The organism is Rhodococcus sp. BP-261, from assembly GCF_019835205.1.
GTDB lineage: Bacteria > Actinomycetota > Actinomycetes > Mycobacteriales > Mycobacteriaceae > Rhodococcoides > Rhodococcoides kyotonensis_B.
In genome coordinates this window covers 89,168-101,868 of the sequence record NZ_JABUCO010000001.1, presented here as the reverse complement: position 1 = coordinate 101,868, position 12,701 = coordinate 89,168, and the positions used below count along the sequence as shown (strand labels likewise).

Below are 12,701 nucleotides of genomic sequence, written 5' to 3'. Positions count from 1 at the left end.
CGACGAAGGGCCCCGAGCGTCTGCTCGGGGCCCTTCGGTGGTGTGAATCAGTTGGATGCGGCCTCACGACGCGGCAGCTTCCAACCCGGTCGCACGAAATGGCACGTGTACCCGGTGGGGTAGTTCTGCAGGTAGTCCTGGTGTTCCGGTTCGGCCTCCCAGAACGGTCCCGCAGCGGTGACCTCGGTGACGACCTTGCCCGGCCAGAGGCCCGACGCGTCGACGTCGGCGATCGTGTCGAGAGCCACCTGCTTCTGCTCGTCGCTGGTGTAGAAGATCGCGGAGCGGTAGCTCATGCCGACGTCGTTGCCCTGACGGTTCTTCGTCGACGGATCGTGGATCTGGAAGAAGAACTCGAGCAGGTCACGGAACGAGATGACCGACGGGTCGAACACGATCTCGACCGCTTCGGCGTGCGTGCCGTGGTTGCGGTAGGTGGCGTTCGGAACGTCGCCGCCCGAGTATCCGACGCGTGTCGACACGACCCCGGGCTGGTGCCTGATCAGTTCCTGGGCTCCCCAGAAGCATCCTCCGGCGAGGATGGCGGTTTCGGTCGTTGCAGTCACTTCTGCGCTCCTTCGTCTGGCTGTGCATCGTCAGTTGTCTCGAACTGCGCGCGGTATTCACCGTAGCCCTCGGCATCCAGCCGATCCACCGGCACGAACCGCAGGGCCGCCGAGTTCATGCAGTAGCGCAGTCCGCCCTCGTCTTTCGGCCCATCCGTGAATACGTGACCCAAGTGCGAATCACCCGCGGAGGACCTGACTTCGGTACGCATCATCAAGTGGCTGAAATCTCGCTTCTCCACGACGCTCCGCGCGTCGAGTGGTCGGGTGAAGCTCGGCCAGCCGGAGTGGCTGTCGTATTTGTCGATCGAGGAGAACAGCGGCTCACCGGTGACGACGTCGACGTACAAGCCGGGTTCGTGGTTGTCCCAGTATTCGTTGTCGAAGGCTCGTTCGGTGCCGTTCTGCTGCGTGACGCGGTACTGCTCCGGCGTCAGCCGTTCGATGGCGTTCGAATCCTTCGCGTAGGTGCGCGACATGTGCCGTCCTTCCTGCTGGGTGGGGCATCGAAGTCCCACCGAGGTAAACGTCGCCCAGGCGCTGATATTCCCAGTTCGCGACGCCGGAGGGGCATCGGGATTCGACGCGCTGCGTAGGCTTACCGAATGGCATTGGTTTCGGATCGACTGTGGCGGGCTCTCGGACGTTCGGCACAGAAGAACCAGTCGCGTTCTCGGAGCACTGTCGATCAGGCGTCCGACCTCGCGTCCTGGGCGACGGACCTGACCGACGCCGAGATCGCCGACACGGCCACGAGCCTGCGCGTCGCCGATGCGGGCAAGTTGGACGTACCTCGCTACTTGGCCCTCGTTCGCGAAGCCGCAGACCGATCGATCGACATGCGACCGTTCGACGTCCAGTTGCTCGGCGCAGTCCGCATGCTGGAGGGCGACGTCGTCGAGATGGCCACCGGTGAGGGCAAGACCCTCGCCGGAGCCGTGGCCGCCGTCGGGTACGTGCTGTCCGGTCGTCACGTCCATGTGATCTCGATCAACGACTTCCTCGCTCAGCGCGACGCAACGTGGATGGGCCCGCTGTTCGAAATTCTCGGCATCAGCGTCGGGTGGATCACCGAATCGTCGACGCCCGAGCATCGACGCGACGCCTACGGGTGCGACGTCACCTACGCGTCGGTCAACGAGATCGGATTCGACGTCTTGCGCGACCATCTCGTCGACGACGTCGCACAGCTGGTGACGCCGGTGCCCGACGTCGCGCTGATCGACGAGGCCGACTCCGTTCTCGTCGACGAGGCACTCGTGCCTCTGGTGCTTGCCGGTTCGGTGTCGACCGATGTGCCTGCGGAGAAGGTGTTCGACGCAATTCGGTTGCTGGACGAGGGAATCGACTACGACACCGACGCCGATGGGCGAAACGTGTTCCTCACCGACGTCGGTGCGACGCGCGTCGAGAAGGAACTCGGCGGCATCGACCTGTACTCCGAGGACCACGTCGGGACGACGCTCGTCGCTGTGAACGTGGCCCTGCACGCGCAGGTTCTGGTCAAGCGCGACGTGCACTACATCGTGCGCGACGGACGCGTCCAGTTGATCAACGCCTCCCGCGGCCGCGTCGCCGAATTGCAGCGGTGGCCGGACGGTTTGCAGGCTGCCGTCGAGACGAAGGAACGACTGACGCAGACCGAGACCGGCGAAATTCTGGACACCATCACCGTGCAGGCACTGATCGGCCGATACGCGACGGTGTGCGGCATGACCGGCACGGCATTGGCAGCGGGCGAACAACTTCGGACGTTCTACGGCCTCGGCGTGTCGGTCATTCCGCCGAATCAACCGAACGTTCGCGTCGACGAACCGGATCGGGTCTACGACACGGTCGCCAACAAGAATGCGGCCGTGGTCGAATTCGTGAAGGAAGTACACGCGACGGGCCAGCCCGTTCTGATCGGTACCCATGACGTCGCCGAATCGGAATCTCTGGCATCGCTTCTCGACGACGCGGGCGTGTCTGCCGTCGTGCTCAACGCCAAGAACGACGCCGAGGAAGCGACGGTCATCGCGAAGGCGGGTGTGCGCGGCGCAGTCACGGTGTCGACGCAGATCGCCGGACGCGGCACGGACATCAAGCTCGGCGGTCCCGAGGGCGTCGAGGACGCATCGGTGAAGGCTGCAGTCGTCGAACTGGGCGGGCTGCTCGTCGTGGGAACGGGTCGGCACACGACCGAACGCCTCGACAATCAGCTCCGCGGACGTGCAGGCAGACAGGGTGATCCCGGCCGATCGGTGTTCTTCTCGAGCTGGGAGGACGACGTCGTCACGGCGAACCTCGGCCCGAAGGAACAGCCCAAGCAACACGACGAGACCGGCTTGATCACTGCGGGACGTGTCGCCGACAAGATCGATCACGCGCAACGCATCGCCGAGGGCGCCATGCTCGACGTGCACTCGCGCACATGGAAGTACAACGAACTGACCGCGCAGCACCGAGAAATTCTCGACAGCAGGCGTGCGTCGTTGCTGACCACCGACGAGGCGCTGGAACTGCTCGCGTCGGCTGCTCCCGACCGGGCGGCAGAGCTTCGTCGGACGCTGGACGAGGACGTTCTCGTCGTTGCCGCCCGTCGAATCGTGTTGTACCACTTGGATCGTGCGTGGTCCGATTACCTCGCGCACCTCGCCGACGTCCGGGAGAGTATTCACCTCCGTGCGTTGGGTCGCGAGAATCCGTTGGACGAGTACCACCGCATCGCGGTCGACGCGTTCAAGACCGTCTCGTCGAAGGCGATCGAGCAAGCGGTCTCGACGTTCGAGAACGCCGAGATCACCTCGGAGGGAATCGATCTCGATACCGAAGGGCTGCACAGGCCGACGTCGACGTGGACCTACATGGTGCATGACAACCCGTTCGCAGGGACTGCGGCGAACCGTTCCGGTCTCGGTGTGATCTTCGGCGGCTAGTTTCGCCTGACCGCGCAGGTTGCAGTGAGTGCGCGCGTTGCAACGTGCGCACTCGCTGAAAAGTGCGCGATGAACCAGCGATATCTAGACCCGCTCGTCCGCCCCGAGTGCATGCCGCACGCCGTCGACGAACAAGCCGAGTCCGAACTCGAATTTGCTTGTCGGATCGGGACTTTCGAAGAGGGGCGACGCGTCGTCGGTCAGTGCGCCGACCGAATCCATCTGCATGCGGGACTGTTCGTCGACGGTCTGCCCGAGGATGTAGTACAGCAGTGTGTCCGCCGTCAGTTCGGCGTGGCCGCGGGCCATTCCGGCGCGAATACACACGGCCGCAATGCGTTCGCGCACTCGGTTGGTCGTCAGCCGCGACGCGTAGGTCGCGGCGACGAGCTCGGCCCCGTCACGGTGCGACAGCAATGCGTTGCGCAGGCGGTGGGCGAGTTCCAGTAGCTGCTCGTCCCACTGTGCGGCCTCGACCGGGGTGTCGACGCCTGCCAGCAGATGATCGGCGATGGCGCCCAGCAACGTCTGCTTGTCCTTGAAGTGCCAGTAGAGCGCGCCGGGCTGCACGTGCAACGACGTCGCAAGCCGCCGCATCGTCAGGTCGCCCAGGCCGTACTCGTCGAGGATCGCGATCGCGCCGTCGAGAACGTCCGCTCTGCGCAGTTGCACTCCCTGACTCCTGTCCGTGTGTCGGCCTTTGACATTAACCGACGCCCAGCATAGCTTGAACGGCGTTCAACTTGAACGGTGTTCAAGAGCGCCAAGACGAGGAGCAGCCCATGACTCAGGTATCGACCGACGTTCTCGAAACCGCGCGGATGCAGGTGCTGCGCGACGGGGTCGGCCTGACCGAGGCACAGGTGCTGGAGGTCCTGAACCTGCCCGACGAACGGCTGGACGAGCTGCTGGCGCTGGCGCACGAGGTGCGCATGGCGTGGTGCGGTCCCGAGATCGAGGTGGAGGGCATCGTCAGTCTGAAGACCGGCGGGTGCCCGGAGGACTGCCATTTCTGTTCGCAGTCGGGGCTGTTCGAATCTCCGGTTCGGGCTGCGCGGCTCGATATTCGGAGCCTCGTCGAGGCGGCCAAGCAGACGGCGAAGACGGGCGCCACGGAGTTCTGTATCGTCGCCGCGGTTCGCGGTCCGGACGAGCGTCTGCTCGCGCAGGTCGCCGCGGGCATCGAGGCGATTCGCAACGAGGTCGAGATCGACATCGCGTGCTCGCTCGGCATGCTGACCCAGGAGCAGGTCGACCGCCTGGTCGAGATGGGGGTCCACCGGTACAACCACAATCTGGAGACCTCGCGGTCCTACTTCCCGAACGTCGTGACGACCCATACCTGGGAAGAGCGGATGGGCACGCTGCGGATGGTGCGCGACGCGGGCATGGAGGTGTGCTGCGGCGGAATCCTCGGTATGGGGGAGTCGCTCGAGCAGCGCGCCGAGTTCGCGGCGGACCTGGCCTCGCTCGGACCGGACGAAGTGCCGCTGAACTTCCTCAACCCACGCCCCGGCACACCGTTCGGCGAGCTCGAGGTTCTGCCGGCATCGGAGGCGTTGCGCGCGGTCGCAGCGTTTCGCCTTGCTCTGCCGCGCACCATTCTGCGATTCGCAGGCGGCCGCGAGATCACGCTCGGAGACCTCGGTGCGCAGCAGGGAATTCTCGGTGGCATCAACGCCGTCATCGTCGGCAACTACCTGACGACGCTCGGTCGACCCGCAGAACAGGACCTGGACCTTCTGGATTCCCTGCGGATGCCGATCAAAGCGCTGAATTCGACCATCTAAAGTGGGTTCGGTGACCAGCGAGCTTCGCTACAACCCCTTCACCGGTCAGCCCGTCGTACCCGGCGTCATCGACTCGATGCCCGCCGCGGCCCGTCTCGGCCTCGAACCTGCTCGATTCTGTCGCGACTGCGGCCGCCGCATGGTCGTGCAGATCGTGCCCGACGGCTGGTCGTCCACGTGCTCGCGGCACGGCGTCGTCGACTCGACGTCGCTCGAGCGGAGATAGTCGCGTGTCGAACGAGGGAGTCGGAGCACGGACGACGGTCAGGACGTCGCTCGTCGCCGTCGTCGCATCCGTGGTGGTGGGCGCCCTCGCCGGCCTCTTGTGGTCGATACTCGCGCCGACGGAACAGTTCGTGGTCGTCGTTCCCGGTCAGGGTGCAGCGCTGACTGGAGAAAGCCTGCACCGATTCGATTCCCTCGCGTTGTTCGGCTGCATCTCGTTCGTGTGCGGCGTGCTGCTCCCTGTCGCGTTCTGGACGCGCAAGGCCGCCCGCGGTCCGGTCCTGTTCCTGGGAATGCTGGCGGGTGCCGTTCTCGGCGCGCTGGCGATGCTCGGTATCGGGGTGTGGGTCGCCGGGCTACTGCACGCGCGGCCGCAGGATCCGGCCGTCGGATCGGTCGTCGAGGTGGCACCGGGGATCGGATCCATGTTGGCCCTCGTGATACAGCCGCTCGTGACGTCGCTCGTCGTCGTACTGCTCGCCGCGATGAATCCGCACGACAACCTGATGTACACACCCGTCGACGAGTCGATCGAGCCGGACGACGTCGCACTCGAGAAGGATCACGCCTGACCGGGCGGTCTCAGAGCGGCGAACTCGTCGGTGACGCGCAACGACGCGTCGGCGAATCGGTAGAGCGCAGGCGGGCGGCCACCGGCCTTGCCCGGCGGCGCAGTCTTTCCCGTCGCTTCGAGCACTTTCCGTCGCGCCAGCACGCGCTGCAGATTGGTCGCGTCGACCTGATAGTCCAGAGCTGCCGCGTAGATTTCGCGCAGCGTCGACATCGCGAACTCGACGGGAGCGAGTGCGAACGCGATGTTGGTGTACGACAGCTTCGCGACGAGACGAGCCCGCGCGTGCCGCACGACTGTGCCGTGATCGAACGCCGTCTCGGGTAGGCGAGCAACCGGATGCCACGCCGTGTCAGGCGGCAGTGTGGGGTCCGACGAGATGGGGACGAGGCCGAGGAAGTTCGACGCGATTCGGCGGTCGCCGGGGACGCGGTCGGGGTCGGAGAAGATCGACAGCTGCTCGAGATGCGCGACCGTCCGCACGTCCACCTTCTCGGCGAGCTGCCGACGCGCCGACGTCGAGAGGTCTTCGTCGTCGCCGAGAACCCCGCCGGGGAGTGACCAAGATCCCAGGTCGGGCTCTTGCGCTCGTTGCCAGAGGAGGACGGCGAGTTCGGGGCCGTGGCCTGCGGAAAAGGTTCGCACCTGGAACACCGCGATGAGCACTTCGTGCACAGTGCTACGATGAGTCATGTTTTCGATTGTAAGTCGAAAACCCCTACGGAGGAAATCCGGACGAAGGTGACGTCACCACGACGACATTGTGCAGCCGGGTGATCGGTGAAGGAGTACCGAAATGACGAGCACTGCATTCCGTCTCGACACTGCTGTCGACCTGGGCGAGATCGTCGACGGCCCGGCGGGATACGGGGGAGTCGAACCGACCGAGGAGTGGGCCGCGGAGGTCAAGCGGTTGGCGAGGTTGCGTGGCGCGACGCTTCTGGCGCACAACTACCAGCTTCCGGCGATCCAGGACGTCGCGGACTTCGTCGGTGACTCTCTCGCGCTGTCGCGTGTCGCCGCCGAGGTGCCCGAGAACGAGATCGTGTTCTGCGGCGTGCACTTCATGGCCGAGACCGCGAAGATCCTCAGCCCGTCCAAGACCGTACTGATCCCGGATCAGCGCGCCGGATGCTCGCTCGCCGATTCGATCAGCGCCGATCAGCTGCGCGAGTGGAAGGACGAGTTCCCCCACGCGGTCGTCGTCTCGTACGTCAACACGACGGCCGAGATCAAAGCCCTCACCGACATCTGCTGCACGTCGAGCAACGCCGTCGAGGTCGTCGAGTCGATCGACCCGAGTCTCGACATCCTGTTCCTGCCGGACCAGTTCCTCGGCGCACACGTCAAGCGCGTGACCGGCCGCGAGAACCTGCACATCTGGGCGGGCGAGTGCCACGTGCACGCCGGCATCAACGGTGACGAGCTCGCCGCCAAGAGCCGCAGCCTGCCCGACGCCGAACTGTACGTGCACCCCGAGTGCGGCTGCGCGACGTCGGCTCTGTATCTCGCGGGCGAGGGCTTCGTGGCGCCCGACAAGGTCAAGATCCTCTCGACCGGCGGCATGCTCGACGCGGCCCGCGACACCGGTGCACGGCAAGTGCTCGTCGCGACCGAGATCGGCATGCTGCACCAGCTGCGCCGTGCCGCGCCGAACGTCGACTTCCAACCGGTGAACGACCGTGCGTCGTGCGGCTACATGAAGATGATCACCCCCGCAGCCCTGCTGCGATGCCTCGTCGAAGGCAAGGACGAGGTGCACGTGGATCTCGACACCGCTCACGTCGCGAGCAAGTCGGTGCAACGGATGATCGAGATCGGCACACCCGGCGGCGGCGAGTGACACCGTCCGTCGGGGGAGCCGAGCCGTCGATCGGTTGGGAAGCTTCGGCGGACCTGGTGGTCGTCGGCGGCGGCGTGGCCGGACTCAGCGCGGCGATCTCGGCGACACGGCGTGGACTGCGCGTCGTGACCCTTGCCAAGGGCGACGCGTCGGGCACCTCGACGCAGTACGCACAAGGCGGCATCGCTGTTCCTGGCACGGCTGCCGAGGGCGACTCCGTCGATTCGCATGTGCACGACACGTGCGAAGCCGGCGTCGGTCTGTGCGACGAGGACGCGGTTCGATCGATCGTCGAGGCGGGGCCCGCGGCGCTGTCGATGCTCGAGTCGCTCGGTGCCGTCTTCGATCGTGGTGTCGACGGCGCCCGCGCCCGCACCAGGGAAGGCGGCCACCGCGTCCGACGCATCGTCCATGCGGGCGGTGACGCCACAGGCGCGGAAGTGCAACGTGCACTGAGCGATTCGATGCCGTCCGTTCTCCACGGGACCTCGGTGATCCGCGTGCTCGTCGATCGCGGCGACGTCGTCGGAGTGCTGGCGCACTCGGCGGCCGGGTACGGCGTCGTGCATGCCCCTGCCGTGCTGTTGGCGACGGGCGGGCTCGGACAGCTGTTCTCGTGCAGCACCAATCCGCCGGAGGCGACCGCGGACGGTATCGCGTTGGCGCTCGACGCAGGCGCGGAGATCATGGATCTGGAATTCGTTCAGTTCCATCCGACGGTGTTGTTCGCCCCCGGGTCGACCGGCCGCAGACCTCTCGTGAGCGAGGCGGTTCGGGGAGAGGGCGCACATCTGGTCGATCTCACCGGTATCCGCTTCGTGGCGGACAGTCATCCGCTGGGGGATCTCGCGCCGCGTGACGTCGTCTCGCGGGCGATCGCCGAGCGGATGCGCCTCACCGGCAGCGACCACGTGATGCTCGACGCTCGGGCCATCCGTCACTTCCACACGCGGTTCCCGACCGTCACCGCGTCGTGCCTCGCGGCAGGCATCGATCCGCTGGACGACCTGATTCCGATCGCGCCCGCTGCGCACTACTCGTGCGGAGGCGTCGCGACGGACGTGTGGGGACGAACCAGTGTCCCAGGCCTTTTCGCGGCCGGCGAGGTCGCGCGAACAGGGTTGCACGGCGCGAATCGGCTCGCGTCGAACAGCTTGCTGGAGGGTTTGGTCGTCGGTGAACGCGCGGGAATCGCCGCAGCGGAACGCCGCGGACGGCGTGCCGAGATCGGGGACGTCTCGCTGCCGTCGACCGCGAGTATGCCTCGGGCGACTCTGCAGGCACTCATGACCGAGAACGCAGGCGTCGTACGGGATGCCGAGGGTCTCGAGACCGTCGTGCGTGCTCTGGACGGCGCACGTGCCGCCGAGATGCACGAGAAGGTATGGGAGGACGCAGCATTGACGACGGCCGCGTCGGTTCTCGCGCTGGCGGCGTCGGCCCGCGAGGAAAGCCGCGGCTGCCATACGCGGCGTGACTGTCCGGACATGTCGTCGGCGCGAAGCAGCCGCGTTCGTCGAGACGAAGCAGGCGACATCGAGATACGCGGTGTCGAAGAATTGACGGGAGTAGGTCGACAGTGAAGGAACAGACGGTGACCGAACTGGCGAAACAGGGACTCGATCCGGAGGAGATTGGTGCGCTCGTACGTGTAGCCCTGGACGAGGATCTGCGATTCGGACCGGACGTGACGACGACAGCTACCGTGAGCGCCGACGCCGTCGCGACCGCCTCGGTCGTCGCTCGCCAGCCGGGCACCGTCGCCGGCATCGACGTCGGTCTCGTGGTTCTCGACGAGGTGCTCGAAGCGTACGAGGTGACGGACCGAGTCTCGGACGGGTCGACAGTCGTTCCGGGACAATCGGTTCTGACCATCACCGCGCCGACGCGCGGCTTGCTGACGGCCGAGCGGACGATGCTCAACCTGATCTGTCACCTGTCCGGAATCGCGACTGCAACCGCGGCGTGGGTGGCCGAAGTGGCCGACACCGACACGAAGATCCGCGACAGTCGCAAGACTCTACCCGGCCTTCGCGCGCTGCAGAAGTACGCGGTCCGCGCGGGAGGCGGCGTCAACCATCGCATGGGCCTCGGCGACGCGGCGCTCATCAAGGACAATCACGTCGCCGCGGCGGGATCGGTCGTCGCGGCATTGAATGCCGTGCGGGCTCTCGCGCCGGACCTCGAATGTGAGGTCGAGGTCGACAGTCTCGAGCAGCTCGATGAGGTGCTCGCCGAGGATGTGGCGCTGGTTCTGCTGGACAATTTCCCGCTGTGGCAGACGCAGATGGCTGTGCAGCGCCGCGACAAGGTGGCACCGCAGACCAAGCTGGAGTCGTCGGGAGGTCTGACGATCGATGTCGCGCACGACTACGCGAAGACCGGGGTCGACTACCTGGCCGTCGGCGGCCTCACGCATTCGGTGACGGTCCTCGACCTCGGGTTGGACATGTAGGTTCACCCTTTTTCGGCATCGTTGGTCCGCGGCAGCCGTCTTTTCGATGCCGCGGACCATCGATGCCGAGGGCGTCGGCTAAATTCGAGAGTGATGGTCGAAAATCAGAGCGTACGGCTGGACAGCTGGGTCTGGGCGGTGCGGCTGTTCAAGACCCGTTCGGACGCGGCGAGCGCATGCCGGGCGGGTCATGTCCGCGTGAACGGCACGCCTGCGAAGCCCGGTCTGCGTATCGGCCCCGACGACGAGATCCGTCTCCGCGTCGGCGGGCTGGAGAAGATCGTCGTGGTGACGCGACCGATTGCGAAACGCGTCGGCGCGTCCGTCGTTCCGCAATGCCTGATCGACCGTAGTCCGCCTCCGCCGTCCAAGGAGATCCTCGCGTCCGTTCCGCGACGCGATCGAGGTGCGGGAAGGCCCACCAAGCGAGAACGACGCGAGACCGACAAGCTGCGGGGGCTGGGTTAGCCCCGCTTGCCGCGCTTGCTGGGCGGTGAGCCCTTGCGTCCCTTGGAGGCAGTCGGCTGCGGCTTCTTCTTCGGCGCCGCCTTCTTGCGGGTCTGCGCTGCCGGTGTCGTCGACCCACGCGAACTGCGAACCGACCTCCCGCGCACGATGCCGACGAATTCCTCCACCAATTCGGTCGTCCGATCCGTCGGCCACGCAACGGCGATCGGCGACGACGCCACACCGTCGACCGGCCGGTAGACCAGGTCGCGTCGACTGTGCAGCCGTGCGATGGACTGCGGTACGACCGCGATGCCCAGCCCGGCAGCCACGTATTCGAACAGCTGCGCGTTCGACTCGACCTCGATCGGCGCCAGGCGGGAACCGTCGGCGATTTCCGTTGCGACGGAAGCCCACTCGGGAACTTCGTCCGCGTCCTGCAGGAGGTGCTCGTCGGCGAGATCCGTCACCGGCACACGGTCGTACGCCGCCACCGGGTGATCTTTGGGCACGACGACGACGAGCTGTTCCTCGTACAGCGTGATGATGCTCCGGCCGTCGCGGTCGATGGGCAACCGCACGAAACAGACGTCCGCGGACTCGTCGGCGAGCGGGAGGAGTTGAGTCTCGACGGTGGTCGGGACCAGTCGCAGTTCGACGTCGGGGATGCGCTCGGCCCAGATCCGCGTCCACTTCGTCAGCGTGACGCCCTCGGTGTATCCGATCGTGAAGGTGGGATCGGTTCGCGCCGCTGCCTCGGCGGCGACGCGCTCTTCGTCCTCGGCCACGAGGCGACGCGCCTCGAGGAGGAATTCGGCCCCCTGTTCGGTGAGCTGTGTCGGCGACGCCCCGGGGACGAACAGCGAAAAACCCAGGCTTTCCTCGAGATCGATGACGGTGCGGCTGAGCCGAGTTCGAGCGATGTTCAGCGACTTCGCCGCCCGCGCGAAGTGCAGTTCCTCGGCTACGGCGATGTACCAGCGGAGGTCACGGACGTCGAAGTTCACAGTCGTCACAGTAGGCGAGGGCCGAGGCGCTGCTCGGAGTCGGTGGCATTCGGGGCAGTTTTCTACCGATAAGCTGTACCGGTGAGCCCGGAGAAGAACCCGCAGTACATGAAGCCCCTGACCGCGGCGAACAAGCTCGGTATCTACCTGCAGGCAGCCCCCGACGAATTCCAGAACACACCGCTGACCCGGTCGGATCTGGAGGCGCTCCGCAAGGATCCGCCCGCATGGCTGACCGAGCTGCAGACGAACGGCCCGTTCCCGAAGGACGTCGTCGCCCGCAAGCTGGGTGTGTCGATCGCGGGACTGGCCCGCGCCGAGATCACCGACGCGCTGACCGCGTCGCAGATCGCCGAACTACTCGAGGATCAGCCGGACTGGTTGGTCAAGGAACGCCGCACCCAAGCCGAGGTGCGTGCCGAAGCCGAGCGAGTGAAGGCCAAAGAAGAGGCGCGACGCGCCGCGACGAACCGGCCCGCGAAGAACCGCTAGTCACCGAAGGCCGATGACCCCGTCGAGGTACGACCACGCCCCGTCGACACGTACGAAACGGCTGCGTTCGCGCAGTACACCGTTGCCGTCGGGGTGCTTGTAGTAGGCGCTGAACTCGACGATGCCTTCGTCGTCGAGCAGGCCGCCTGCCCGGGTGTCGTGTATCTCCAGGCGGTACCACCGCTGTTGTGGATCGAGTGCGAGGTCGTGCGGCGCCGTCGTCGGGTGCCAGGTGCGACGCAGGTACTCCTCGTCGCCGACGGCAAAGGCGCTGTACCGCGACCGCATCAGATGTTCCGCGGTCGGCGGCGTCGATTCCCCGCGCAGGTAGGGACCGCAGCATGCGTCGAACGGCTCGCCGCGTAGGCAGGGGCAGACGGTGCTCAC

15 protein-coding genes are annotated in these 12,701 nt (G+C 66.2%); 9 read left to right on the top strand and 6 right to left on the bottom strand.

The window, feature by feature from the left end; translation table 11 throughout:
* Positions 1–47 precede the first annotated feature (47 nt).
* Complete coding sequence (msrA, locus tag HQ354_RS00480; RefSeq protein WP_068420736.1) at positions 48–566, bottom strand: peptide-methionine (S)-S-oxide reductase MsrA; 519 nt, start codon at positions 564–566, stop codon at positions 48–50.
* Positions 563–1,045 (bottom strand): peptide-methionine (R)-S-oxide reductase MsrB, encoded by a 483-nt coding sequence (msrB, locus tag HQ354_RS00475; RefSeq protein ID WP_222633982.1) that lies wholly within the window; start codon positions 1,043–1,045, stop codon positions 563–565. The genes msrA and msrB overlap by 4 nt, the downstream gene beginning before the upstream one ends.
* Before the next feature lie 126 nt (positions 1,046–1,171).
* Here msrB and secA2 point away from each other — a divergent pair, with 126 nt between their 5' ends.
* Positions 1,172–3,484, top strand: a complete 2,313-nt coding sequence (secA2, locus tag HQ354_RS00470; protein WP_222633981.1) for an accessory Sec system translocase SecA2 — start codon at positions 1,172–1,174, stop codon at positions 3,482–3,484.
* Positions 3,485–3,568: 84 nt separating this feature from the next.
* Here the strand turns inward: secA2 and HQ354_RS00465 are convergent, their stop codons facing one another.
* A complete protein-coding gene (locus tag HQ354_RS00465; protein WP_222633980.1) occupies positions 3,569–4,156 on the bottom strand; it encodes a TetR/AcrR family transcriptional regulator C-terminal domain-containing protein in 588 nt (195 codons plus the stop codon).
* Positions 4,157–4,266: 110 nt separating this feature from the next.
* On the opposite strand from HQ354_RS00465, the gene bioB reads away from it, so the two are divergent.
* From bioB to HQ354_RS00450, 3 genes are read left to right on the top strand one after another with little or no spacing between them, the layout of a single operon-like run.
* A complete protein-coding gene (bioB, locus tag HQ354_RS00460) occupies positions 4,267–5,274 on the top strand; it encodes a biotin synthase BioB (RefSeq protein ID WP_222633979.1) in 1,008 nt (335 codons plus the stop codon).
* A 10-nt stretch (positions 5,275–5,284) separates the two neighbouring features.
* Positions 5,285–5,500 carry a hypothetical protein gene (locus tag HQ354_RS00455; protein WP_243636768.1) on the top strand — a complete coding sequence of 72 codons (216 nt, stop codon included), beginning with the start codon at positions 5,285–5,287 and terminating at the stop codon, positions 5,498–5,500.
* A 4-nt stretch (positions 5,501–5,504) separates the two neighbouring features.
* The gene (locus HQ354_RS00450; protein ID WP_222633978.1) at positions 5,505–6,071 is read left to right on the top strand and encodes a DUF2567 domain-containing protein; all 567 of its coding nucleotides are present in this window, start codon (positions 5,505–5,507) and stop codon (positions 6,069–6,071) included.
* Here the strand turns inward: HQ354_RS00450 and HQ354_RS00445 are convergent.
* Complete coding sequence (locus tag HQ354_RS00445; protein ID WP_068420748.1) at positions 6,062–6,763, bottom strand: NUDIX domain-containing protein; 702 nt, start codon at positions 6,761–6,763, stop codon at positions 6,062–6,064. The genes HQ354_RS00450 and HQ354_RS00445 overlap by 10 nt on opposite strands.
* A gap of 103 nt (positions 6,764–6,866) precedes the next feature.
* On the opposite strand from HQ354_RS00445, the gene nadA reads away from it, so the two are divergent.
* The 4 genes from nadA to HQ354_RS00425 all read left to right on the top strand — a co-directional run bounded on the left by nadA (position 6,867) and on the right by HQ354_RS00425 (position 10,836).
* Positions 6,867–7,913: a quinolinate synthase NadA gene (nadA, locus tag HQ354_RS00440; RefSeq protein ID WP_068420750.1), complete on the top strand. Its 1,047-nt coding sequence runs from the start codon at positions 6,867–6,869 to the stop codon at positions 7,911–7,913.
* Positions 7,910–9,496 carry an L-aspartate oxidase gene (locus HQ354_RS00435; RefSeq protein WP_308115153.1) on the top strand — a complete coding sequence of 529 codons (1,587 nt, stop codon included), beginning with the start codon at positions 7,910–7,912 and terminating at the stop codon, positions 9,494–9,496. Before nadA ends, HQ354_RS00435 begins: the two co-directional genes overlap by 4 nt.
* 11 nt (positions 9,497–9,507) lie before the next feature.
* The gene (gene nadC / locus HQ354_RS00430) at positions 9,508–10,368 is read left to right on the top strand and encodes a carboxylating nicotinate-nucleotide diphosphorylase (protein ID WP_068420970.1); all 861 of its coding nucleotides are present in this window, start codon (positions 9,508–9,510) and stop codon (positions 10,366–10,368) included.
* Positions 10,369–10,461: 93 nt separating this feature from the next.
* Positions 10,462–10,836, top strand: coding sequence for an RNA-binding S4 domain-containing protein (locus HQ354_RS00425; RefSeq protein WP_068420754.1), 375 nt, complete (start codon positions 10,462–10,464; stop codon positions 10,834–10,836).
* Here HQ354_RS00425 and HQ354_RS00420 read toward each other — a convergent pair.
* A complete protein-coding gene (locus HQ354_RS00420) occupies positions 10,833–11,822 on the bottom strand; it encodes a LysR family transcriptional regulator (RefSeq protein WP_068420971.1) in 990 nt (329 codons plus the stop codon). The two genes, HQ354_RS00425 and HQ354_RS00420, sit on opposite strands and share 4 nt — an antisense overlap.
* Before the next feature lie 81 nt (positions 11,823–11,903).
* Between HQ354_RS00420 and HQ354_RS00415 the strand changes: the two genes are divergently transcribed.
* Positions 11,904–12,314 carry a DUF5997 family protein gene (locus tag HQ354_RS00415; protein WP_068420756.1) on the top strand — a complete coding sequence of 137 codons (411 nt, stop codon included), beginning with the start codon at positions 11,904–11,906 and terminating at the stop codon, positions 12,312–12,314.
* On the opposite strand, the gene HQ354_RS00410 is transcribed toward HQ354_RS00415, so the two are convergent.
* Positions 12,315–12,701 (bottom strand): YchJ family protein, encoded by a 387-nt coding sequence (locus HQ354_RS00410; RefSeq protein ID WP_068420758.1) that lies wholly within the window; start codon positions 12,699–12,701, stop codon positions 12,315–12,317.